This window comes from Collinsella aerofaciens (genome assembly GCF_902501475.1).
Lineage (GTDB): Bacteria > Actinomycetota > Coriobacteriia > Coriobacteriales > Coriobacteriaceae > Collinsella > Collinsella aerofaciens_AL.
Genome location: NZ_CABWIF010000060.1, coordinates 1 through 23,670, shown reverse-complemented (window position 1 = coordinate 23,670; position 23,670 = coordinate 1). Strand labels below are relative to the sequence as shown.

The 23,670-nt window shown below is 61.0% G+C and carries 16 protein-coding genes and 1 tRNA gene; 11 read left to right on the top strand and 6 right to left on the bottom strand.

What is annotated here, in order from left to right:
* Positions 1–21 precede the first annotated feature (21 nt).
* Positions 22–780: a GntR family transcriptional regulator gene (locus GDJ93_RS09665; protein ID WP_152068623.1), complete on the top strand. Its 759-nt coding sequence runs from the start codon at positions 22–24 to the stop codon at positions 778–780.
* Between the two features lie 131 nt (positions 781–911).
* On the opposite strand, the gene GDJ93_RS09660 is transcribed toward GDJ93_RS09665, so the two are convergent.
* The 4 genes from GDJ93_RS09660 to GDJ93_RS09645 form a co-directional block, all read right to left on the bottom strand.
* Complete coding sequence (locus GDJ93_RS09660; RefSeq protein ID WP_152068622.1) at positions 912–2,165, bottom strand: 4Fe-4S binding protein; 1,254 nt, start codon at positions 2,163–2,165, stop codon at positions 912–914.
* Between the two features lie 151 nt (positions 2,166–2,316).
* On the bottom strand, positions 2,317–2,811 hold the full coding sequence (locus GDJ93_RS09655) for an iron-containing alcohol dehydrogenase (protein ID WP_226812594.1): 495 nt from the start codon (positions 2,809–2,811) through the stop codon (positions 2,317–2,319).
* A gap of 125 nt (positions 2,812–2,936) precedes the next feature.
* Positions 2,937–4,037: a glycerol dehydrogenase gene (locus GDJ93_RS09650; RefSeq protein ID WP_152068620.1), complete on the bottom strand. Its 1,101-nt coding sequence runs from the start codon at positions 4,035–4,037 to the stop codon at positions 2,937–2,939.
* Between the two features lie 78 nt (positions 4,038–4,115).
* Positions 4,116–5,339, bottom strand: a complete 1,224-nt coding sequence (locus tag GDJ93_RS09645; RefSeq protein ID WP_035136916.1) for an iron-containing alcohol dehydrogenase — start codon at positions 5,337–5,339, stop codon at positions 4,116–4,118.
* A gap of 499 nt (positions 5,340–5,838) precedes the next feature.
* Here GDJ93_RS09645 and GDJ93_RS09640 point away from each other — a divergent pair, with 499 nt between their 5' ends.
* From GDJ93_RS09640 to GDJ93_RS09620, 4 genes are all read left to right on the top strand, one after another.
* A complete protein-coding gene (locus GDJ93_RS09640; RefSeq protein WP_152068619.1) occupies positions 5,839–6,915 on the top strand; it encodes a tetratricopeptide repeat protein in 1,077 nt (358 codons plus the stop codon).
* Entirely contained in the window at positions 6,915–7,958 is a 1,044-nt protein-coding gene (locus tag GDJ93_RS09635; RefSeq protein ID WP_152068618.1) for a hypothetical protein, read from the top strand. Before GDJ93_RS09640 ends, GDJ93_RS09635 begins: the two co-directional genes overlap by 1 nt.
* 45 nt (positions 7,959–8,003) lie before the next feature.
* On the top strand, positions 8,004–10,181 hold the full coding sequence (locus GDJ93_RS10170; protein ID WP_226812584.1) for a MurT ligase domain-containing protein: 2,178 nt from the start codon (positions 8,004–8,006) through the stop codon (positions 10,179–10,181).
* Between the two features lie 298 nt (positions 10,182–10,479).
* A tRNA-Glu gene (locus GDJ93_RS09620) sits at positions 10,480–10,556 on the top strand.
* Positions 10,557–10,938: 382 nt separating this feature from the next.
* Here GDJ93_RS09620 and GDJ93_RS09615 read toward each other — a convergent pair.
* Positions 10,939–13,026: a glutamine synthetase III family protein gene (locus GDJ93_RS09615; RefSeq protein ID WP_152068617.1), complete on the bottom strand. Its 2,088-nt coding sequence runs from the start codon at positions 13,024–13,026 to the stop codon at positions 10,939–10,941.
* A 426-nt stretch (positions 13,027–13,452) separates the two neighbouring features.
* Here GDJ93_RS09615 and GDJ93_RS09610 point away from each other — a divergent pair, with 426 nt between their 5' ends.
* The 6 genes from GDJ93_RS09610 to GDJ93_RS09585 all read left to right on the top strand — a co-directional run bounded on the left by GDJ93_RS09610 (position 13,453) and on the right by GDJ93_RS09585 (position 20,816).
* Entirely contained in the window at positions 13,453–14,325 is an 873-nt protein-coding gene (locus tag GDJ93_RS09610) for a methylenetetrahydrofolate reductase (protein WP_006234684.1), read from the top strand.
* On the top strand, positions 14,325–15,113 hold the full coding sequence (locus GDJ93_RS09605; protein WP_152068616.1) for a hypothetical protein: 789 nt from the start codon (positions 14,325–14,327) through the stop codon (positions 15,111–15,113). Before GDJ93_RS09610 ends, GDJ93_RS09605 begins: the two co-directional genes overlap by 1 nt.
* A 9-nt stretch (positions 15,114–15,122) precedes the next feature.
* Positions 15,123–17,681: a homocysteine S-methyltransferase family protein gene (locus GDJ93_RS09600; RefSeq protein ID WP_193221522.1), complete on the top strand. Its 2,559-nt coding sequence runs from the start codon at positions 15,123–15,125 to the stop codon at positions 17,679–17,681.
* A 108-nt stretch (positions 17,682–17,789) separates the two neighbouring features.
* The gene (locus GDJ93_RS09595; RefSeq protein WP_035136908.1) at positions 17,790–19,154 is read left to right on the top strand and encodes a PFL family protein; all 1,365 of its coding nucleotides are present in this window, start codon (positions 17,790–17,792) and stop codon (positions 19,152–19,154) included.
* A 373-nt stretch (positions 19,155–19,527) separates the two neighbouring features.
* On the top strand, positions 19,528–20,358 hold the full coding sequence (locus GDJ93_RS09590; protein WP_370739734.1) for a methyltransferase domain-containing protein: 831 nt from the start codon (positions 19,528–19,530) through the stop codon (positions 20,356–20,358).
* Positions 20,359–20,516: 158 nt separating this feature from the next.
* Entirely contained in the window at positions 20,517–20,816 is a 300-nt protein-coding gene (locus tag GDJ93_RS09585; protein WP_006234690.1) for a YhbY family RNA-binding protein, read from the top strand.
* Between the two features lie 69 nt (positions 20,817–20,885).
* On the opposite strand, the gene GDJ93_RS09580 is transcribed toward GDJ93_RS09585, so the two are convergent.
* A complete protein-coding gene (locus tag GDJ93_RS09580) occupies positions 20,886–23,501 on the bottom strand; it encodes an AfsR/SARP family transcriptional regulator (RefSeq protein WP_193221521.1) in 2,616 nt (871 codons plus the stop codon).
* Positions 23,502–23,670 lie beyond the last annotated feature (169 nt).

Here is a 23,670-nt window from a genome sequence, read left to right as displayed (position 1 = left end):
ACTCAGCTCTAGGAGACCGTCGTGGCGCGAGCCATCTTCCAAACTATTTATGACAACGTGAAGCAGTCGATTGACGACGGCACTTACGCCTATCAGAGTTATCTGCCTTCGGAGACTGAGCTCACGCAGCTGTTTGACTGTTCGCGTATGACGGTCCGTCGCGCCATCTCGATGCTTGCGGCAGATGGTTACGTGCTCCCCCAGCAAGGCAAAGGCATGCGCGTCATTCGCAACATCAGTGACGAGAAGAGTCGTGGTGGTGGCGGCGGACTCGAGACCTTTAAGGAAATCGCGGCCAGCCGAGGCTTTGAGCTCAAAACGGTTACTACTGTCTTTGAGCTCCTCGTCTGCAACAAGGCGCTCTCCAAGATTACCGGGTTTCCTGAAGGCTGTGAGCTCACGCGTGCCAAACGCATCCGTTATGCAGACGGACGGGCCGTGTGCTCCGACGACTCCTATTACCTAAGCTCACAGGTACCGGGGCTGACACCCGAGATTGTCAACGACTCGATCTATCGTTACCTCGAAGAAGATCTTGGCATTAAGATTGCCACGGGCAAACGCGATGTAACGATTGAGCATCCCACGCCCGAAGATGCGCGTGTGCTCGATCTCGACGACTTTAACGCACTCGCCGTTATACGCGGACAGACCTACAACGCCGACGGCATCCTTATGGAATACATCGAGACAAAGCAGGTTCCCAGCTTCTTTTTACTCCACGAAACGGTCACCCGCCGCAATAACGGCAGCGAGACCCATCAGAGCAGCATGAGCTAACCATCTATTAGTTGCGGTGGAATAGTTCCTAGAATGGCCAGCTTAAGGGCAAAACAGGAACTATTCCACCGCAACTTTTTTGGCCGGCGGGGCAGCACCTGTCCCACCGGCCATCATGTACGCTCTTTTAGCTACTCCGCGAGCTTTTCTACCTGATCGAGCATCTTGTCAAGCTTGGCCTTTGCCTCGGCCTTGACCTTCTCAGCTTCTTCGTGAGCCTTGGCCTTCTGGGCAGCCTTTTCCTCGGCCTCGGGATCGACGACCACCAGATTGGACGCGTCATGCTCAACCAACTTGAGTGCATGCTCGGGGCACACCTTGACGCAGGCACCGCAGCCCAAGCAATACGTCGACTCCAACGCAAAGCGGCCGCTTCCCACCAAATCGCAGGCGAACGTGGGGCATACGTTGACACACTCGCCACATGACGTGCACTTGTCAAAATCGCACTCCGGCGTGTTCACCTGCATGTTCTGGGCAAGCTCGGGGTGGTTTTGCAGCGTCGAGAGCACCAGCTGCCGCCCGTGCGTGAGCGAACGGCGACGTTTGGTCGTCGTGGTGCCGCACATGGTGTTGAGCGTGCGCTCCAGCTGGGTAATCTGATGGCGATGGGCCTTGAGCTTTTGCGTCACCGAGGCCAGCGCCGCCGTCGCCGGATTGAGCTTGGTCACCGTCAGGCCCGTGGTGCGGGCAATCTTTTCCATGTACTCCTTGCGTTCGTACTCGCGAAGCTTATGGCACTTGAGGCTCTTGGGGTCGACCTCCAAGCCCATACCCATGCCGGACCACTCCTCGGCCTTCGCAATCGCCTCGCCCAGAATATCCTCACCGCCGGTGTTGCGGCATTTATCGCACACGCCCAGCGGCAGGTACACACTCACGTTGGGATAGTCCGCCAGTACCGAGAACCAAGTCTCGGCCGTAATATCGCCCACGCAGGCAACGACGACCTCGTTTTCGCGCGGCATGCGCTTGAGGGCGCGCGTGCAGGTGACGTAGGCGGTCTCGTGGCTCGTAGCGGCAGAGACGATATCGTCATACAGGTTTTTAGGCGCCAGGCGCGGCGAGATAATCGCCTCGGTCGGGCAGGCAGCGGCGCACAGACCGCACTTGCGGCAGGAGTCGAGGATCTCAATGGCGTCTTCCTCGACCTCGATAGCGTTGACCGGGCACACGTCCATGCACGCGGTACAGCCGCTCTTTTCGTTTTTGCAGGTCAGGCACGGAATGGTATTGCCGCGCGGGCGCTCCTTGTAGTCGGCAGGATTCCACTGCGGCGCCGACGGATCGAGTGCATCGGTCACGCCGCCAAGCGGGTTTTTAAGAAAGTCGAAACCCTTGCTGATCTCGATAATGTCATCAAACAGATCGTGTTCCTGCGCCATGCGCGGCCCCTCCCTGAGCAGTGCAAACAAGCAAGAGATAATGATACGCTATCGGCCCGTGCCTCGGGCAAATTACACGCGGAGCACCTTTGAGGCAAATAGTCTATGGCTTATCTCCGCCTCGATTGCACAAGGTCAATCAAGCGCCAAGCTATGCCTCGCACATGAGCTGCACGAGCTTTTGTTTGGTCACCTTGGCCTGCTCGTTGGCCATATTGCGCTCGTTTCTAAAGACCGCATTTGCAACACCCTGCAAATCGGCATCGGAAATCTCGCTGCACGGACCGTCCATCGAAGCCGCCGTGGGGCATACGCACAACGGCAACTCGGCATAAAACGCAACGGCCTTGGCGATATCGAGCATCTTGCCGCCGCCAATACCCACTACCATGTCGCAATACTCGGCCTGGGCTTCCTTAGCCATTTCGACAACGACCTCTTCCGTACACGGACCGTCATAAATCTTAAAGAACGGCTCGCTTAGATCTTCGTCCAGAAATCCATCGACGATCTGCCTGCACAGCCGATCCTCGGTGCCCTGGTCAAACAAGACATAGGCAGCGCAGCCCAACCATGACAAATATCTGCCTTGACGCGACAGTTCGCCCGGCCCCTGAACATACCGGCCGGGACCGCCGTAAACCATAGGAAGCGCCATACGAGAATCCGTCCTTCATCAAACAACGATTGGTGCAAAGTAACCTGACCCCTTTGCACCATAGCAAAAAGGGGCAAAGCCATCTGTTGGCTTTGCCCCTTCCTTAGCTTGATTTACTCATCCATGAGATAGTAGTGACCCAGTGCGTCGGCACCCAGAATGGCGTTTGCAACCATCTCGGGCGTCACCTCAAACGGCATGTTGCACATGGTGTCCTCGGGCGCGCAGGCGGCCTCGGCAACAATCATGGCCTTCTCGCGCGTAAGCTCGGCAACGCCAAGTTCCTTCATCGTGACCGGCAGACCCAGCTCAATGCAGAAGCCCAAGACTTCCTCGAGTTTCTCAGTCGGGACATCCTCGAGTACCAGCTGGACGATGGTGCCGAAGGCGACCTTCTCGCCGTGATACATGCTGTGGCACTCGGGCAGCATCGTCAAGCCATTATGGATGGCATGGGCCGCAGCGAGACCCGAGCTCTCAAAGCCAATGCCCGAAAGCAGCGTATTGGCCTCGATGATATGCTCGACGGCAGGCGTGAGCGCACCCTTCTCCAGCGCAACCTTGGCCTTGACGCCATCGGCCATAAGCGTCTCGTAGCAGAGCTTGGCGAGCGCCAGACCAGCCATGCCGCCCTTGCCGCCAGCGCAGGTGCCGCCGTCGGCATCGTGCGTCGCCTGGGCCTCGAAGTAGGTTGCGAGCGCATCGCCCATACCGGAAACCGTCAGGCGCACCGGGCTCGCCGCGATAACCGTCGTATCCATCAGGACGATATTGGGGTTTGCCTTAAGGAAGAGGTACTTATCGAACTGGCCGTCATCGGTGTAAAGCACCGAAAGTGCCGAGCACGGTGCATCGGTCGAGGCAATGGTGGGGCAAATGATAACCGGGGACTCCAGGTAATAGGCGACGGCCTTCGCGGTGTCGAGGATCTTGCCGCCACCGACGCCGACGACGATATCGCAACCGTTGTCGCGAGCGAGCGCAACCAGGCGATCGACCTCGCCCTTGGAGCACTCGCCGTTAAAGTCCTCAAACAGCAGCTCGGCCTTGGCCTCGGCAAAGCCGCCCTCGATCTTGGCACCGACGCGCTTCTTGCCCGAAGGCGTCACGATGACGAGGGCCTTAGCGCCGAGCGGCTCGACATAGGAGCCGAGCTTGGCGAGCTCGTCCGGACCCTGGATGTACTTGCTGGGGCTATTGAAAATTGCAGCCATAACTATCCCATTCTCTAAAAAAGAAAGGGGCTCCGTACGGATACGTGCGGAGCCCCTCGTTACGATAACAAGAGTCGATTAGAAATCGATGTCGGTGTCGTAGTAGCAGGCCTTGAGGATCTTCTCGAAGTCGGCAGCCTTGGTCTCACGCGGGTTCTCGGGCGTGCAGGCGTCCTGCTCGGCGTTCGCGGCGATCTCGGGCAGCTTGGCGAGGAACTCCTCCTCGGAAACCATCTGCGGGTTCTCAGCGTCGACCTTCACGCCACCATTCGCGTAATCCTTGATGGACTGCGGAATGTTGAGCTGGTCGTTGAGGTCGCGGATCTTCTGGACGAGCGCAGCGATGAGCTCCTCGTTGGTCTCGCCGGGAAGGTGCAGGATCTCCTTGGCCACGTAAGCGTAACGCTCGGCAGCACGGGGATCCTTGGAGTTCCACTGGATGACCTTGCCCAGGTACATGGCGTTAGCGGCACCGTGGATGATGTGGCCGTTCTCGAAGGCAGCACCGGTCTTGTGAGCCATGGAGTGAACGATGCCGAGCAGGCCCGAGGAGAAGGCGATACCGGCGATGCACTGAGCCTCGTGCATGTGCTGACGGGCCTCATGGTCGCCAGCATAGGACTTGGGCAGCCACTCGACGATCTCGCGGATGCCGTGCAGAGCGTTGGCGTCGGTGAACATAGAGGCGCAGGTGGAAACGTAGGCCTCCATGCAGTGGGTCAGAGCGTCCATGCCGGTATGAGCGCACAGCTTGGCGGGCATGGTGTAGGTGAGCTCGGGGTCGACGATGGCGACATCAGGGGTGATGTTGAAGTCGGCCAGCGGGTACTTGATGCCCTTGGCGTAGTCGGTGATGACGGAGAAGGCAGTGACCTCGGTAGCGGTGCCGGAGGTAGAGGAGATGGCGCAGAAGTGAGCCTTCTGACGCAGCTCGGGGAAGCTGAACGGCTGGATGATGTTATCGAAGGACTCCTCGGGATACTCGTAGAAGACCCACATGGCCTTAGCGGCATCGATGGGCGAGCCGCCGCCGATGGCGATAATCCAGTCGGGCTCGAACTCGCGCATGGCCTCGGCGCCCTTCATGACCGTCTCGATGGACGGGTCGGACTCGACGCCCTCGAACAGCTTGACCTCGAAACCGCCTTCCTTAAGGTCGGCCTCAACGTCCTGCAGGAACCCGCCGCGGCGCATAGAGCTGCCGCCAGAAACGATGATGGCCTTCTTGCCCTTGAGGTTCTTCACCTCGTGGCGAGCGCCCTCACCAAAGTACAGATCGCGAGGATTGGTAAAACGTCCCATACTGTGCCTCCTAAACAAGCCCCTCTTAGACTTGCGTATATAACGGAGCACCCAATTGGCTCCGTTAGGACCGGTTTGCGCGTTGCCGGCGATGGCAATGCACGATGTCCAAACGTCTCAACGCTCAGACAAACATTATTTTACCGTTCTGGTTGGTCAGTTATTCACCTAAAGCCGACAATGATGAAACGTTTTTTCTATCCCTGAAGACTCTTGTGGGGCATTCGTACCCCAAGCTGGGCAAACGTTTTATCAAGGTTGACTACATATCCCGGGCAGGGCTGTGCCCCTCAAAAATGTGCCCCGTTCGCCGCCAAAAATCGACCGTTTACGGCACTGTGATACCACCCGCGCACCCGAGGTGCCGACATTTGTGCGACATCCGTCTTCGTGGTGCAAAGGTGCAAGTCCAAGTGCGGCACCCCCGGTGTGCCACATGCGGGTAAACTAGAACTTTATATAGAGACATTTGAACCCTAACCGCAGCAAAGGAGGCCCCATGGCATTCGATCCCATTCAAGAGGATTGCCATCGCCTCGTTCTTGAGGCCTTGCGCCGCAACAATATTCCACTCACCGACGGCCCCGCCGTAGAGCGTCTGATGGAGCAATTCACCCGCAACCCCGCACCGCTCATCGTGCACGATCGCGACCGCGCCGGGCACCTCATCGCCAAGGTCGTCGAAGCTGTCGACTACCGCATCCCCTTTATCCCCGACGACGCCCAGGCAGAGCAAGAAGAGGCAGCCGCCGAGAACATGCTCCGCGAGGCAGCCGCGCTCGATCCGGCCAACTGGGATGCCCAGCGCATGCTGACGGCGCTCACAGCCGAATCCAACGAGGAATACGTGCAGTATCTGGTGTCCAAGTGCGACGAGGTGGAGCACGACCTGGCGCTCAAGATTGCCTCGGCGCAGGACCCCTACGAGCGTGAGGCCGCAGGCGACCTGACCCGCCGTCCCTACCTGCGCTGGCTTGCTGCCTTGGCATCGCGCGCGCTCATTAGCGGCCGCTACCGCATGTCGCTGGATGCCGCGAATCGCAGCCTGGACTTTGCACCCAACGACCCCGCTGGCGTCCGTCATACCGCGATGCTTGCCATGGCAAAGCTCGAATACCCCGCCGAGGAGCTCAAGCGCTTTCGCTCTGCCCACTCCGTACCGCACCTCGCGAATACCCCGCTGCGCCGCCGTCCCAAGGATGCAGAGCGCGACTTGGACCCGTGGACGCTCATCGCGCTGATGAGCGCAGCCTGGCGCGAGCTGGATTACGAGGGCGCCGAGCACTACCTGCGCATCCTGGTGCGCTCATGCCCGCACGCAGCCGAGGCGCTCTACTTCCAAACCGAGTTTCCCGATGGCGTCTATGCCCGCGTCAACGTAGGTCCGGGCTCCACCGATGAGCTTGTCCTTGCCCTGTCCGAGGCGACGCCGGTGCTGCAGGAGGGCCTAGGCGCGCCCGACAACGCCAGCTTTGCCGCCTGGGTCGCCACCAACGACATCGTGCGCTCCCAGATCGACGAGCGCATCCTACGCGCGGCCGAGCAGGGATTGCCGTTTAAGGGAGGAGACCTCTAATGGATCCGAGCGTCTACATCCCCGCCTACCTGGAGCGCACCTATCTGGCGTCGCACCCCGAACTCACCGATGCAGCACGCGAGCTTGTCCATAACGACATCAGCGCAAACCCTCACAAGTATGCGCAGACCGAGCATGCCCAGGCGCTGCTGTCCTATGCCGGCGTTCATCGTCATTTGCTTGACGAGCTTCGTCGCATCGAAGACATGGGCAGCGACGAGGAGTTTGAGCAGACGCGCAACCGTCTGTTCGACGATATGCGCGATGAGCTGCTCAAGATCGTCCGCGTCGATGCACTTGCCGTCGATGCGCAGTTGCTCGCCATCATCCTGGCGGACACGCCCGTCGATGCTTGCCTGGGCGACCTGATGAAGCTCGAGGCGAGCACGGCCGACTACCTGCAACAGAGCGTGCCCGGGTTTGATATGGAGGCTCCGCACTACTGGGCCAATAGTGTTTTGGCCGACGGTGTCACCGCAGCAGACCTTACCGTGAGCGAGCCGGCGCTTATTGGCTGGCTTCACACGCTCGAGGCCATCTCGCAGCTGTGCATGGCGAGCGCTCGTTACCGTGCTGCTGCCAACTACGCCCGCCGCGTCCTTAAGGCAGAAGGTTATCCCACCCGAGCTGCCGGCACCGTGTTGCTCGCCCTCGCCCGCTTGGAAGACCAGGACGGCTTTTTTGCCCTGGCACATCAGCTCGAGGAACAGATGGGGGCAGACGCACTCGAAAACTCTCCTTGGTACCTGCTCGCCCGCACGATCCTGCTGTTCAAAACAAACAAGATGCGCCCGGCGACGCGCGCGCTGCGTGAGTTCGCTAACCGTTGCGAGGGCGGCGCGTTCTTCTTGCTGAATCCGGTGTACCAGACGCCGTACCTTCCCTGCCGACCCGAGCCACGCGACCCCTGGGACCTCTCGCACCAGGCGGTTTGGGAAGCCGACGGCATTATCTCGGACACCCCCGACTTTGCCCCCTGGGCCAACGCCTGCGAAGACGTATCGCAGCTTGCCCAGGAATTTGCGCGCCGCTACGGCTTTTAGCGACGCGATCGCCCCGACCATGTCATCTATGTTAGGAACGGCTTCATGAACTTCCGCTCATCTCTCGCCTGCACCTCGAGCGATATCGCCCGCTGGGGACTGCGCTCCATCCTCAAGCGCCAGGGCGGCGTGCTTCCCGGCCGCATCGCTATGAAGATCGACCCCGGGCTGCTAAGCGACCTCGCGAGCCTGGTCGACCGCAGCGTAGTGATCACCGGCACTAATGGCAAGACCACCACCTCCAACCTCATCGCCGACGCCGTTGCTGCCAGCGGTGCTACCGTGGTGTGCAACCGTGCCGGCAACAATATGGAGCCTGGTGTGGTGGGCGCACTGCTCGAAGCGCGCAGCGGCCTCAAGCGAGCCGGCGGCGGCAAGCGCGTGGGCGTCTTTGAGTGCGACGAGCTCTACACCGTACGCGTTCTGCCCAAGCTCAAGCCGACGTACTTCGTGCTGCTCAACCTGTTCCGCGACCAGCTAGATCGCTATGGCGAGATCGATCACACCCAGGAGGTCATCGCCCACGCGCTGGAGCTTTCGCCGGCAACGACGCTCATCTACAACGCCGACGACCCGCTGTGCGCCTCGATTGCCGCGCGCGTTCCCAATGCGAGTATTGCCTTTGGCATCGACGGCGCCACCGACACCGAGTCCGACCGCATTAGCGACTCGCGCTTTTGCTCGCAGTGCAACGCCCCGTTGGAGTACGACTATGTGCAGTATGGTCAACTCGGCGCCTACCATTGCCCCTCGTGCGGTTGGGCACGCCCCGCACTGGTCCGCCGTGTGACGGGCGTGGAGCTTGGCTGCGACGGCTACGGCTTTGACCTGGTCTTTGGATCTGCGCCCGACGCGGCTGCCGCACACATCGCCACACGCTACAACGGCCTGTACATGGTCTACAACGTTGCCGCCGCCTTCTTTGCGGCGCGCGAGCTGGGCGTAGACGCCGCACGCCTGCAGCCCACGCTCGACGCCTACGTGCCAGCAGGTGGTCGCATGGGCCGTTGGAATATCGCCGGCCGTACCGTCGAGGCAAACCTGGCCAAGAATCCCGTGGGCTTCGATCGCCAGATCCAGTCCATTAAAACAGCAGGTGGCAGGCTCTGCGCCTTTTTCCTGAACGACAACGATGCCGATGGCCACGATGTCTCGTGGATCTACGACGTCGACTTTGAGCGCATCGCCGATACAACGGGGCTTGTCGCCTTTGCCGGCGGCACGCGTGCACATGATATGCAGGTACGCCTCAAGTACGCCGGCATTGACGCCGTCATCATCTCGAATATCGAGCAGGCGATCGGTGCCGTTGCGGATGAAGCCGCCGGCGACACTTTCTATGCCGTTGCCAACTACACGGCCTTTCCGCCGCTGGTCAAAGAACTCGATGGGCTGAAGGGTGCCGATGCAGCCACGGTTGCTGCCCGCGCTGCAACGTGTGCCGATGGCAGTGCCGTCCCCGTCGGCATCGCGCCAGTCGAGCTTTCGCGCCCGCTGCGCATCGTATACCTGTATCCCGATGCCCTTAACCTCTACGGCGACGGCGGCAACGTCATCGCCCTCGAGCGCCGCTGCGCCTGGCGTGGCATTCCCGTGCGCGTGGACGAGGTCCGTATGGGCGAAACGCTTGATTTGACCGATGCCGATATCGTCATGATGGGCGGTGGCTCCGACCGCGACCAGCTAGCCGTGGCACACGAGCTGCTCGCTCAAAAAGACAAGGTCGCATCCTATGTTGAGGATGGCGGTTCGCTGCTCGCCATCTGCGGCAGCTATCAGCTGCTCGGCCGTTCGTACTATATGGGTGAGAATCGCATTGAGGGTCTGGGGGTCATTGCCGCCGAAACCGTACGCGGCTCCGACCGCCTGATCGGCAACGTAGCCGTCAAAACCGACCTGGCACCCGAGCCCTTTGTGGGATTCGAGAACCATGGCGGCCGCACGCTTTTGGACGCCGATGCCACGCCGCTCGGAACGTCCGTCGTCACGGGCACCGGCAACAACGGCGATGATGGTCTTGAGGGCCTCATCTACAAGGGCGTCATCGGCACGTACCTGCACGGACCGGCACTGCCCAAGAACCCCGAACTCGCCGACTGGCTCATTACCCACGCCCTCGAGCGCCGTGGCGACGCGCAGGCCACAGCCCTGCTGCCGCTCACGCCCCTCGACGACACCTACGAGCACGCCGCCCACGACGCGGCCATGAAGCTCCTCCCCTAGCACCTCACAACCACAAAGGGGACAGGCACCTTTGTGGTGGTTTTGACCCATCCCAGCGGTCTGTCTCAATCTGTAACATCTAGACCGTTAAAAGTCGTCTTACTGTTACAGAATGAGATGTTCGTCCCGACGTCTGCCTTTTGTCTCGATCTGTAACACATAGAGCCGATTTGCCCGCCCAGATGTTACAGATTGAGATATTTGAAAATCGGAATAGAAGCCTACTCCTTTGTGGTGGTTTTCCAGTTTGCCAACGATATACGCGCCGGCAAAAAAGTCTGCTATACTCTTTCCCGCTGTCCCCATCGTCTAGCGGCCAAGGACGCCACCCTTTCAAGGTGGATATCGCGGGTTCGAATCCCGCTGGGGGCACCACAAAATCTGAGAAGCCCGTTACCAATTCGGTGGCGGGCTTTTTGCTACCCATGCGCCGGGATTCGAACCCGACAGGGTGCGGAGCTGAGGAAACGCGAAGCGTTTTCCAGCGCAGCACGCAAGGAGCGAAGCGACGCGGCGAAAGCGGGCGGCGTCAGCCGCACGCGGACATCCCGCTGGGGGCACCATTTGAATTGAAGAGCCCGTTACCCTCGCGGTAGCGGGCTTTTTGCTATCCATGTACCGGGATTCGAACCCGACAGGGTGCGGATCCCGACCCATCGGCGGCAAAACGGGCTTCAAAGCGTCCTTCGCAAACAAAAACCGGGGCCCGCACGATGCGGACCCCGGCTCAATGCCGTGACGATATGTCAGTTACGCTCTACACGTAGAACAGGATGTCGTCGTAGGTCGGGACCGGCCAGTAGTCGGCTGCCACGATCTCTTCCATGGCGTCCACGGCGGCGCGCAGCGTATCCATAGCGGGAACGACCTCGTGTGCATACACATTGGCCTGCTCCTGACCATCGAGGGCTTCGGCCTTCTGATGCACGGCGTCGAGCGCCTTGATGGAGTCGTTGATGGTGGTGATACCGTTGCAGAGCTTGTTGAGCGTGTTCTGCTCGCACTGCATGGCGGCCTCGGCACCGGCGGCACGAATAGTCTCAAGGCCCTTAGCGACCTTGGTGGCATAGGCGGTAATGACCGGGCGATAGGTACGACGCGCCTCGCGAACCATCGTGGTAGCCTCGATGTTCATGAGCTTGTTGTACTTCTCGAGCTTGCAGTCGTAGCGGCACTGAGCCTCGGCCTTGGTCAGGACACCCGTCTCCTCGAAGAGCGCGATAGCCTTATCGGAAACAAAGGCGGGCAGGGCATCGGCCGTGGTCTTGTTGTTGGCAAGGCCTCGCTTCTCGGCCTCAATGGGCCACTCGTCGGAGTAACCGTCGCCGGAGAACAGGATGCGCTGGTGATCGGTCAACACCTTCTTGCAGTACTCGAGCGCGGCATCCTGGAACTCATCCTCGGGCGTACCCTCAAGCGCGTCGGCGAAGGACTTGAGCGACTTGGCCACGGCGGCATCGAGCACCAGGTTGGAGTCGGAGACGTTCTGCTCGGAGCCGCAGGCACGGAACTCGAACTTGTTGCCGGTGAAGGCGAACGGGGAGGTGCGGTTGCGGTCGGTGTTGTCCTGCATCAGCTTGGGCAGGGTATCGGCGCCCAGGTCGAGCACGCCGCGCGTGGCATGGACGGAAGCCTTGCCATCGATGATCTTCTCGACGACCTCGGTAAGCTGGTCGCCCAGGAAGATGGACATAATCGCCGGAGGAGCCTCGTTGGCGCCCAGACGATGGTCGTTGCCGGCCGAGGCAACAGAGGCACGCAGGAGCTCCTGATAGTTATCGACGGCCTCGATCACCGCGGTGAGGAAGACGATGAACTGCAGGTTGTCGAGCGGGGTGTCGCCCGGATCGAGCAGGTTCTCGGACTCGGTGCCAAGCGACCAGTTGTTGTGCTTGCCCGAACCATTGATGCCCTCAAAGGGCTTCTCGTGCAGCAGGCAGACCAAGTCGTGGCGGGAGGCGATGAGCTTCATCTTCTCCATCATGACCAGGTTCTGGTCGATGGCCTCGTTGACCTCGCCGTAGACGGGGGCGAGCTCATGCTGGCAAGGTGCGACCTCGTTGTGCTTGGTCTTGGCGGGAATGCCAAGCGCCCACAGTTCATCGTCCAGGTCCTTCATATAGGCCGAGACGGTGGGGCGGATAGCGCCAAAGTAGTGCTCCTCGAGCTCCTGGCCCTTGCATGGAGCAGCACCAAAGAGGGTGCGGCCGGTGATGACCAGGTCCTTGCGCTTGCGGTAAGCGTCCTTCTTGATCAGGAAGTACTCCTGCTCGTCGCCCACGGAAGGAACGACCTTCTTGGGGGTCTTACCGAACAGCGCCAAAACGCGCTTAGACTCACGCGAGAGCGCGGTCATGGAGCGCAGCAGCGGGGTCTTCTTGTCCAGGGCCTCGCCCGTGTAGGAGCAGAAAGCCGTGGGGATACACAGGACATCGTCCTTGATAAAGGCGGGGCTGGTGGGATCCCAAGCGGTGTAGCCACGGGCCTCGAAGGTGGCGCGCAGGCCGCCGTTGGGGAAGCTGGAAGCGTCCGGCTCGCCCTGGATGAGGTTCTTGCCCGTAAACTTGGTAATGGCGGTGCCGTCGTGGTTGGGCTCCAAGAAGCTGTCGTGCTTCTCGGAAGTAATGCCCGAAAGCGGCTGGAACCAGTGCGCGTAGTGCGTCGCGCCCTTGGAGATGGCCCAGACCTTCATGGCATGGGCAACGGCGTTGGCCACATCCAGGTCGAGCGGCTCACCGCCCTCGAGGGTTGCAGCAAGGCGCTTCCAAATGTCCTTGGGGAGGTAGTCCTTCATGACTTCCTCAGAGAACACCATGGTCCCGAAGCGGTCAGTAAGTTCGGCCATACGGAACTCCCTTCGTATCGGCACCGCGTGAGAAGCGGTGTTGATTACTAACGAACGAGTCATAGCTTAGACTCGCCGTGTTTCCGCGACATTACCGTTATGTTGCTGTCGCGAAACCAATCAATGAGGTTACCCTATCGAGGCGGCGTTGCCACCCTCAACAGCCAATCAACTGCATAAATTGCAGACCTCTCTCCATGGTTTAAGGGTAGTCAATTTGGGATGGAGCTCTATTAACTGGTATTTTGCATCAGATACCAGTCTTTATAGTCCGTGCCTAGATTAGCCGCTCTGTTATAGAGAAAGCCGATAGCAAGGCATCTTTGATTGGTATCCTCAAATAGCGAGTGAAACTCCACCGTGGCACAGTGGTGCTGTAGAATCCTTACAACACATCACACTATTACGTATCTAGAGGAGCACGATATGCGCGTCGACGAGGTTTTTAAGCAGGCAGCATCCCAGGGCACCGCGCCCATTTCGTTTGAGATGTTCCCGCCCAAGGGCGAGCTGACCCTCGACACGGCTCGCGAAGTGGCAGGCAATCTGTGCAAGCTTTCGCCGAGCTTTGTCTCGGTCACCTGCTCGGCCGGCGGCTCGGGCAACGGTGCCGCCACCGCCCCCATCGCGCATATGATTACGAGCGAATTCGACACGCCCTCGGTGGCACACCTTACCTGCGTGGGCCGGTCGCACGCCGATATCGCCGCCAAGATCGACGAGTATCGCACCGCCGGCGTGGAAAACATCCTGGCCCTGCGTGGCGATCTCCCTGCCGGCGCGACCGAGGACGACAAGCCCGCCTCGGACTACGCCTACGCCCGCGACCTCATCCCCGAGCTCGTCGACGCCGGCTTTTGCGTGGGCGCCGCAGCCTACCCCGAGGGCCACATTGCCTGTGAGGATCTCAACCTCTCGGTCGAACACCTCAAGCAAAAACAGGACGCTGGCGCGAGCTTCTTTGTGACGCAGCTCTTCTTTGATAACGAGTGCTTCTATCGCTTCCGCGAGCTTGCCGACAAGGCCGGTATCACCGTACCCATTACCGCGGGCATCATGCCGTTTATGGGCAAGTCGCAGATCAGCCGCATGGTCTTTATGTGCGGCGCGTCGCTGCCCTCCCCCGTCATCAAGATTCTCGCCAAGTACGAGAACGACCCCGAGAGCCTGCAGGCAGCCGGTGTAGATTATGCCGCCCGCCAGCTTTGCGACCTCAAGGAGCACGGCGCCGACGGTCTGCACCTGTACACTATGAACCGTCCTGCGATCGCCGCGACCATTATGGAGCGCCTGGGGTAATGGAAAAACCGCACATCGATACAACCGCTGTCGAAGTGCCGGCCGACCTTGCGTCGCCGGCGCTTTACCGTGTCGATGCCGCGCACCATCCCCGTGTCGACCGTGCCGAGATGCTGCGGTATCTGGGTTACGGCGGCCAGCAGATTGAGCCCGAACTGTCACGACGTATTGAGCTTGTCGTTGAACGTCTGGAACTGGACATTGAGCCCCGTGGCGTGCGCCGCGTATTTGCCATCGATGCCACGGGCGTCGACGAACAGGGCGAGCCCAGCATCCGTCTGGTTGGCACCAACGTTGAGCTGCGAGGTCGCGATATCTATCGACATCTCAAAGATGCCCGCTTTGCCGCGCTCATGGCATGCACCCTCGGCATGGACGCCGAGCGTCGTCTGCGCACCACGGGAGCCCAACATCCCCTGGAGGGCGCCGTGCTCGACGCCGCGTGCTCCGCTTACGTGGAAGCCGCCGTTGAGCAAATGGACCAGCAGGTCAAGACGGACGCCGCCGTTCATGGGCTCGCCGGCAACTGGCGCTTTAGTCCCGGCTATGGCGACTGCCCGCTCTCGGCCCAGCGCTCGATTGTCAATGCGCTCAACGCCACGCGGCTCATCGGCCTGACCGTCACGCCCACCAGCCTGCTCATGCCCACCAAGAGCGTGACCGCGGTAATTGGTCTGTTCGACGGCGAAGTCCACGACGCCCAGAGCCGCCCCACCTGCAATATCTGCCGCATGCGCGAGCACTGCCGCTTCCGCGCCGCCCACACCACCTGCTATTCCAGCCATTAGGAGCCCTCGATGTTTACTCCGCTTATCACTCATGATTCTGACGGCACTGCATTGGCGGCACCCGTTGATGCCGCACGTCGCAACGGTGCCACGTACAAGACGCGCACGATCGACGATCTGCGCATTAAGGACGATCGCCTGCGCGCCGCCATCGAGGGCACGGGACACCTGCTGTTCGACGGCGGCATGGGCACCATGTTGCAGGCCGCTGGCATGAAGGCGGGCGCCCTGCCCGAGCTGCTCAACTTTGAGGAGCCCCAGGTTATCACTGATATCCAACGTCAATATGTCGAGGCCGGCTGCGACGTGATTACCGCCAACACCTTTGGCGCCAACGCCCACAAGCTCGACGGCGCCGCCACCGTGGCAGATGTCTTTGCTGCCGCTGTCGCCTGTGCCCGCGCGGCCGGCGCCCGCTACGTCGCCGGCGACATCGGCCCCATCGGCGCGTTGCTTCGCCCCTTGGGTACCCTCAGCTTCGACGAGGCCTATGACCTCTTTGCCGAGGAGGTGCGCGCCGGCGTCGCCGCGGGCGTGGACCTCTTTATTATCGAGACCATGACCGACCTTGCCGAGATCAAGGCGGCTGTCCTCGCCTGCCGCGAGAACTCCGACCTGCCCGTCTTTGCCACCATGACCTTCGAGGAAGACGGTCGCACCTTCCTGGGCACGAGTCCCGAGGTGGCCGCCATCACGCTCGACGCCATCGGTGCCGACGTTTTGGGCATCAACTGCAGCCAAGGACCGGCCGAGCTCCGAGGACTCGCCGCACGTATGCTCACCGTTACCGACAAGCCCGTTATGGTGCAGGCCAACGCAGGACTGCCCCATGTGGACGACGACGGCAACACCGTCTTTGATATCCAGGCCCCCGAATACGCCGAGGCCGTCGCCGGCATGATCGCCGACGGCGTGAGCGTCGTGGGCGGCTGCTGCGGCACCACGCCGGCGCACATGGCGGCCCTGCGCACGCTTATCGACAACCACACGCCCAGCCCGCGCCGCCGCAAGCCCAGCATGTCGGTCACGAGCGCCCAAACGGTCGTGGACCTTCCCTGCGACGGCCACAAGATCGCCGTCATCGGCGAGCGCATCAACCCCACCGGTAAAAAGCGCCTGCAGCAGGCCCTGCGCGACGGCGACCTGGACTACGTCGTGAGCCAGGGCATCAGCCAGCAGGAACAGGGCGCCGACATCCTGGACGTCAACGTGGGCCTACCCGAGATCGACGAGGTCAAGATTATCCAACAGGCCACCGAGCAGCTCCAAGGCTCCACGCTGCTGCCGCTGCAGATCGACTCCACCGATCCCGCCGCCGTCGAGGCCGCCGTGCGCCGCTATGCCGGCAAGCCCATCATCAACTCGGTCAATGGCAAGCAGCAGATCATGGATGAGATCTTTCCGCTGGTCGCCCACTACGGCACCAACGTCGTCGGCCTTACGCTCGACGAAGGCGGCATCCCCGATACCGCCGAGGCTCGCTTCGCCATCGCCGAGCGCATCGTGGCCGGGGCTGCCCGCTACGGCATCGGACCGGACCGCATCCTCATCGACTGCCTGGTCATGACCGCCTCGACCAATCAACGCCAGGCCGAGCAGATCCTGCGCGCCATGTCCCTGTGCAAGGAGCGTCTGGGCGTCAAATGCGCACTCGGCGTGTCGAACATCAGCTTTGGCCTGCCCGCTCGCCCGCTGCTGGGTTCGGTCTTTTTGGCCGCCGCCTTTGGCGCGGGCCTGGACGCCCCCATCATGAACCCGGGCTCCAAGCGCTTTATGGATACCGTCTACAGCTATCGCGTCCTGAGCGTTGAGGACGAGGGCTCGACCGGATACATCGAGCGCTACGCCGGCTGGACCGATCCGTACAAGATCGCCGCAAACCCGGCAGCGGCTCAGGCCGCATCGAGTGATGCCGCGCCTGCCGCGGGCACCGCCGGCGCCGACGGCAACGACGACCCCATCCGCCACATGGTCGTCTCGGGCCGCAAAGGCGAGATCGCTGCCGAAACCGAGCGTCTGCTGGCAGACCACGACGCCATGGACCTCATCAACAATCACTTTATCCCCGCCCTCGACGAGGTTGGCGTCCTCTTTGACCAGGGCAAGTTCTTCTTGCCGCAGCTCATGGCCTCGGCCGAAGCCGCACGCGTGGGCTTCGACACCATCAAGCGCCTGATGCCCGCCGGCGAGATTGCCGACAAGGGCAAGATCTGCGTGGCCACCGTCAAGGGCGACATCCACGATATTGGCAAGAACATCGTCAAAATGCTGCTCGACAACTACGGCTACACCGTCTTTGACCTGGGCCGCGACGTCGATCCGCAGGAGGTACTCAAGACCGTCAAGGAGCGCGATATCAAACTCGTCGGCCTCTCGGCGCTTATGACCACCACCGTCGTCGCCATGGAAGAGACCATCAAGTTGCTCCATGCCGAGGTTCCGGGCGTCAAGATCATCGTGGGCGGCGCCGTGCTCACCCCCGAATACGCCAAGCAGATCGGTGCGGACTACTACGCCAAGGACGCCGCCGAAAGCGCTCGTATCGCCGAAGAGGTCTTTGGGCAGTAACACAACGGAAACAACCGAGCACCAAAACGTGCCGCATGCGCCACTTGGCACGTGCGGCACGTTAGAATAGATAAGACTATGCTCGTTTTGGCAGATAGGAGCGCAAGGATGGCGATCACGCCCGCAGAAATCGCGGAAACCCGCGGCATGGTTGAGGAGCAGAACCTCGACATCAGGACCATCACCATGGGTGTTTCGCTCATGGGTTGCGGCGACGAGAACCTCGACCGCATGTGCACGAAGATCTACGACCACGTGACGCACACGGCTGAGCATCTGGTCGAGACCGCCGAGAACCTCGAGCGCGAGTACGGTATCCCCATCGTCAACAAGCGTGTTTCCGTCACCCCGGTGGCGCAGATCGCCGCGTGCTGCAAGGATGAGGACCTCACCCCCATCGCGCATGCCCTCGACCGCGCGGCCGAGACGCTCGGCATCGATTACCTGGGCGGCTTCTCCGCGCTCGTCCAGAAGGGCATCGGCGACGCCGACCGCCGCGTCATCCAGTCCATCCCCCAGGCGCTCGCCACCACGAGCCGCGTCTGCTCCAGCGTCAACGTCGCCAGCCTGCGCGCCGGTATCAACATGGATGCCGTGCTCATGGCCGCCCAGACCATCATCGATGCCGCCAAGCTCACGGCCGACCAGGACTCCGTCGGCGCCTCCAAATTTGTCTGCTTTGCCAACATGGTCGAGGACTCCCCGTTTATGGCGGGCGCCGTTCACGGCGGTGGCGAGGCCGACGCCGTCATCAACGTAGGCGTCTCGGGCCCCGGCGTTATGGCCGCAGCCCTGGAGACGCTGCCCGACTCCGCATCGATGATGGAAGTCGCCGAGAAGATTAAGCAGACCGCCTTTAAGATCACCCGCGCCGGCGAGCTCATGAGCCGCGAGGCCGCCCATCGTCTGGGTGTCGAGAAGGGCATTGTCGACCTGTCGCTGGCTCCCACGCCTGCCATCGGCGACTCCGTTGCCCGTATCCTCGAGATCATCGGCGTGGGCACCTGCGGCGGCCCGGGCACGACCTGCGCGCTCGCCATGCTCAACGATGCCGTCAAGAAGGGCGGTGTCATGGCCAGCTCCAGCGTGGGCGGTCTCTCCGGCGCTTTCATCCCCGTGTCCGAGGATGCCGGCATGATCGCCGCCGTCGAGGCCGGTGCGCTTTCGCTCGAGAAGCTCGAGGCCATGACCTGCGTGTGCTCCGTTGGCCTGGACATGATCGCCATCCCCGGCGACACTCCAGTCGAGACCATCGCCGGCATCATCGCCGACGAGATGGCCATCGGCGTCATCAACAACAAGACCACGGCCGTCCGCGTGATTCCTGCCATCGGCAAGGGCGTGGGCGACTGCGTCGAGTACGGCGGCCTGTTTGGCCGTGCGCCCATCATGCCGGTGAACCCCAACGCCGGCACCGTGCTTGCCCACCGTGGTGGACGCTTCCCGGCACCGCTGAACTCGCTCAAGAACTAGCTGAGGGGTTCGGGCGAGGAGCCCCGGGGAGGGCAAATATATAAGGTCGCCTGCTCGGACAGTCCTGACTCGCACGGAGAGCACATTAAGTGCTCTCCGGCTCGTGCGGAACTCGCGATCGACCTTATATATTTGCCCTCCCCGGGGCTCCCGCACAACGGGACCTCGGTTGGGTTCTATCCCTTTGGCAGTCGCTTCGCTTCTGCCCTACTTTGCTGGTATGGCGGTTTGGCGTTGGATCGGTTCTTTCTGATATATGCTTGTTGCGGCTCTTCTTTTGGGAGGAGTCGCTTTTTTGTTGTGAGGGAGATGGCCCGTGGCTGATGGTGTAATTCAATCTGAGCTGCTTGCTGCGGATTGGAATGGCGAATGGATGCGTCTGCAGGCCGCTCGGCATCGGGCTGATGATTCTTTTGAATGGGATAAGCGGGCTCGGCATTTTCGGCCGCTTGAAACTGCCCCGTATGCCCGGGACTTTATGAAGCTGTTGGCGTTAAAGCCTGGTGAATCCGTGCTTGATATGGGGTGTGGGGCTGGGTCGATTGCTATTCCGCTTGCTCAGGCTGGGCATCCTGTGATTGCGGCTGATTTCTCCCCTGCCATGTTGGGCACGCTTGATGCCGGCATTGAGTACTATGGGCTCGAGGACCTGATTACGCCGCTTGAGCTTGCTTGGGACGATGATTGGGATTTGGTTGGGCCGGTTGCCAAGACTGTGGATGTTGCCTTTGCCAGTCGTTCCGTCACCACAAATGACCTAAAAGGCGCGCTTGCCAAGCTCGATCGTACGGCTCGTCGGCGTTGTGCTGTCACGATGGTCGCCAACTCCAGCCCACGCTATGATCTGCACTTGATGAACGCTATCGGCGCCTCGGTTACCTGCAGTAATGGCTTTGTGTATGCTTTTAATATCCTCATTCAGATGGGTGCGTTGCCGCAGGTTACGTACTTTGAATCGCCTCGTCGCGATACCTTCGATAACCTCGAGGCAGGCGTGACGGACTTCTCCCGTATGCTCGAGCGTGGCAACGAGGATAAGATCGACCGCCTGCGCGACTACATCGCCCAACACATGATTGAGAACCCCCATGCCGGTGAGCCGGGCTCCAAGGGCGTGCCGCAGGGGCGCTATATGCTCGATCATGTCCGTAAGGTTCGTTGGGCGTTTATTGCATGGGAGCCGGTCTCTGCACCCCGCTCATAGCCTGTTCGCAGCCCGCACCGCCCACTCACTCGGCATCCGCATTCTTTTTGAACTGGGCAAACGCGCTCCACACCGCGCCGTTCCTGCGCTATCGTGGGACAGCTCACGTAGATTAAGGCCCCGTCGCGGGGCGCCCCATACATAGAAAGCGAGAACCCATGGCACTGACAGGAGCCCAGGTCAAGCAGCTTCGCAGCATGGCCCATCACCTCAACCCCGCCATCATCATCGGCAAGTCCGATGTCAACGAGGGCACCGTCGAGCAGACGGTCGCCTACCTGGAGAAGCACGAGCTCGTTAAGTGCTCCGTGCTCGATGGCTCCAGTCTTTCCGCCCGCGAGGCCGCCGAAGAGCTCGCTGAGCGCTGCCACGCCGAGGTCGTCCAGGTCATCGGCCGCAAGTTCTCGCTGTATCGCGAGTCTTCGCGCAAGGACATCGAGAAGATCAAGCTCGTCTAAGAGCCAATGATCCGGCGAGCCAACACATAGCAAGCTTACGGGTGCCCAAGTACTTCGGGCGCCCGTTTTTTATCGCTCGACCAGCACGCGATTGAGCCGCCCCTCCACCAAGCGCTCGTATAGACGCCGCGTCTCGGGCTCGGGCACGCCATTGACCTGCTCCCTCAGATGGTGCATATGCCCGCTGTACAGCTCGACGATATCGCGCCGCCGCCCCGCCGCACTGTAGACGTGCATGGCGCAGCGCACCATATCCTCACGCGCCGTTTCCTGCCGAAGCCCCGACTCCGCCAGCCAAATCGCCGACTGCAGATCGTTTTCTTCTAGAGCGGCATTTGCTCCCTTAATCATGCAATCGATGTACTTTGACTGCATGATGCGTCGCATACGCAAAAAGTAGGTGGGATTACAGCCATTGGGAACATACAGCGGTCCGGCATAAAGCTGCTCAATCTTAAGGCACAACTCGACCAGATGGGGCCCGCGCGCACCCGTGCGATTTCCCAAAATCTCGCGGCTTATCTGGTCAAACAGCCGTACATCGGTCTTGACGTAGTCACCGTTGAGTCCGATGCATTCATTTTGGATGAGCACACACGACTTGCCATCCGGCGTCGGCCCCAAAGCCGACCGCAAGCGCGATATCGTCGAGTACAGGTTATTGCGGGCGCTATTGAACTCGGCATGGGGCCACAGCTCCATGGCCAGCGTCTCACGATCGACGAGCGCATCCATGCCCAGCGCAAGCCGCTCGGCAAGCGTCGCCGCCTTCTTGCGGCGCCACATTTTGTCCGTGATGGGAAACCCGTCGCGCTCGGCGCGAAACGCACCAAACATGCGAATCTCGATATGGTCGATGGTATCAACGGCTTCAACCTCGCCGGCCTGGAACAGGCGCTCGCCCTCCCCTTCCAAATCGTTGCGCAGCGAGTACCGCGACAGTTCGCGCACGGGAAGCTTCTTGCGTATCCTGCCCGCCGGCTCGCCCAGACAATGCATGGCAAGGCGCGCAAAGAGCCGATACGATGGCTTTAGAATCCCCGCACGATTCATGGACATCCAGGCCGCAAGGTCGCTATCTCGGCCCGCACAGGCCAAATGCAGCGCCACCATCCAGGCTTCTGCGCCACCAACCTGCGTCTGGCTTATATCGAGCAACTCCGCTTCCTCGCGCACCGAAACCATCGAGGTGTTACGCAGATATGCCGCGCGTTCCAGCAGCAATGCGTTATCGCGCATGTACGCAATCGACTCCTCGGCAAGTTTAAGCACTTGGACCGCACGGAACTTTGCATTGACCGGCCGTCCCTCTGCCAGCGACTGCCAGCCTTCTAGCAACAGGCCAAACAGCTGAATCTGGTTGTCGCGCATGCGCACGGCAAAACGATCGAGCTCGTTGAACGCCGCATCGTCGGTTACCGGCAAGCCGGAAAGGAGCCGCCGTGCCGCCAACACCATGCGCACCCAGATAGCCATCGCCTTAAGCCCACGTACGTCGAGCGCCTCCCGCACCACCGTCATCTCGTCGTCGCGCTCGTCGGTTCCCGAAAACGACCCGTCAAAGAGCTCCACCAGCATGCTATCGGCCCGTATAACAATCCCCGCGATGTCGAGCTCGCAGTCGTAGGCCTTGCTCGTTTTGAGCTGCTGTAGAACGCCGCCGTCATCTCCCCGTTCGGTCAGGCATCGCTTGACCTCGATATGCGCAGACAACATGTCGAGTGCGGTGTGGGACGTCTCTATTTCTGGCACGGCCAGGTTCGTAGGAAGCCCAAGCCCGTTGTCCCCATAGCAAACAGCCGTCAGTGTCTGGGCCACCCTCCATGAAACAGGGTCTATTTCGCAGGCCGCCCGTTCGCCCCCGCGCTCGATGACCGATGCCATATAGCGAGCGAGCTTTGTATTAGACACACTGACCGCTGCCAGATATACGCCGAGTGCCTCGGCAGGCGTTGGCTCTGGAGCCGGATCGTCGGCATCGATCGTGCCCAGCGCTGCTCGGCAGATATCGGCCCCGTGCCCCGTCAGAGCAAGATCGACCCCATACTGTCCAGCAAGTTCAAGGACCGCTTCACGGTCCAAAAAGGCGTCCGCCAGGCCCATCGCCGCATCGCATCTACCCGCCTTAAGCAAAATCCGGGCCGCCCTCGGAACAAGTTCGGGGCGAGCCTCGGCCACCAACTTACGCAAGCGCAAGCGTCCGTTATCCTCCGTGCCCAGACACGTAAAACTCCGCTCGGCGGGGTCCAAGCCAAAGATCGGGTAGTCGCGTACAAAGTAGGACTGGTCGACCATCGACAACCTCACCCCACAAGCCTCGAGTTCTGCGATATTGCCCTCGCCCATCAAAACCATGAGGCATGCCACGCAAAACAGCGCATTATTGTCGAGCGAAGCCAGATCGACAAGTGCCGCGCCATATACGTTGACAATCTCGTTTTCGAGCAGACCGGCTACGTCGCCTTGGCCATACAGACCCGTCTGCAATGCCGAAACGAGCTCGGGCACGCCCTGCGTGAGCTGATAAAAGTCGAGCGATGTGCTGATCGAAAACGCCGATGCCCACGCCGAATACTCATAGGCATGCACCTTGAGCATCTGCGCATTGATCTTAACCGAATCGCCCAGCCCGTGAATCAGCTGACGATTTGAAGGACGGCAGGAAATAAAGACCCCTACCCCCATAGCTGAACTGCCTCCCATTTCTTGGACATGAGAAATGGGAGGCTTTTTATGCGTGTCGACTTGAGGGTGAAGCACGACATCGTGGCCAGGAAGGCGGCGATCGGGCTCTTCGAGCGAGGCCACGGCTCCGAGTCGGCGGCGAAGGCGCTGTCGGTCCCGCGCGACACCG

Excerpts from the sequence above, each read along its gene's own strand:
- GDJ93_RS09660 (WP_152068622.1), bottom strand. The coding sequence starts at position 2,165 with ATGGCGCAGGAACACGATCTGTTTGATGACATTATCGAGATCAGCAAG.
- GDJ93_RS09655 (WP_226812594.1), bottom strand. The coding sequence starts at position 2,811 with ATGGTTTACGGCGGTCCCGGCCGGTATGTTCAGGGGCCGGGCGAACTG.
- GDJ93_RS09650 (WP_152068620.1), bottom strand. The coding sequence starts at position 4,037 with ATGGCTGCAATTTTCAATAGCCCCAGCAAGTACATCCAGGGTCCGGAC.
- GDJ93_RS09645 (WP_035136916.1), bottom strand. The coding sequence starts at position 5,339 with ATGGGACGTTTTACCAATCCTCGCGATCTGTACTTTGGTGAGGGCGCT.
- GDJ93_RS09640 (WP_152068619.1), top strand. The coding sequence starts at position 5,839 with ATGGCATTCGATCCCATTCAAGAGGATTGCCATCGCCTCGTTCTTGAG.
- GDJ93_RS09635 (WP_152068618.1), top strand. The coding sequence starts at position 6,915 with ATGGATCCGAGCGTCTACATCCCCGCCTACCTGGAGCGCACCTATCTG.
- GDJ93_RS10170 (WP_226812584.1), top strand. The coding sequence starts at position 8,004 with ATGAACTTCCGCTCATCTCTCGCCTGCACCTCGAGCGATATCGCCCGC.
- GDJ93_RS09615 (WP_152068617.1), bottom strand. The coding sequence starts at position 13,026 with ATGGCCGAACTTACTGACCGCTTCGGGACCATGGTGTTCTCTGAGGAA.
- GDJ93_RS09610 (WP_006234684.1), top strand. The coding sequence starts at position 13,453 with ATGCGCGTCGACGAGGTTTTTAAGCAGGCAGCATCCCAGGGCACCGCG.
- GDJ93_RS09605 (WP_152068616.1), top strand. The coding sequence starts at position 14,325 with ATGGAAAAACCGCACATCGATACAACCGCTGTCGAAGTGCCGGCCGAC.
- GDJ93_RS09600 (WP_193221522.1), top strand. The coding sequence starts at position 15,123 with ATGTTTACTCCGCTTATCACTCATGATTCTGACGGCACTGCATTGGCG.
- GDJ93_RS09595 (WP_035136908.1), top strand. The coding sequence starts at position 17,790 with ATGGCGATCACGCCCGCAGAAATCGCGGAAACCCGCGGCATGGTTGAG.
- GDJ93_RS09590 (WP_370739734.1), top strand. The coding sequence starts at position 19,528 with ATGCGTCTGCAGGCCGCTCGGCATCGGGCTGATGATTCTTTTGAATGG.
- GDJ93_RS09585 (WP_006234690.1), top strand. The coding sequence starts at position 20,517 with ATGGCACTGACAGGAGCCCAGGTCAAGCAGCTTCGCAGCATGGCCCAT.
- GDJ93_RS09580 (WP_193221521.1), bottom strand. The coding sequence starts at position 23,501 with ATGGGGGTAGGGGTCTTTATTTCCTGCCGTCCTTCAAATCGTCAGCTG.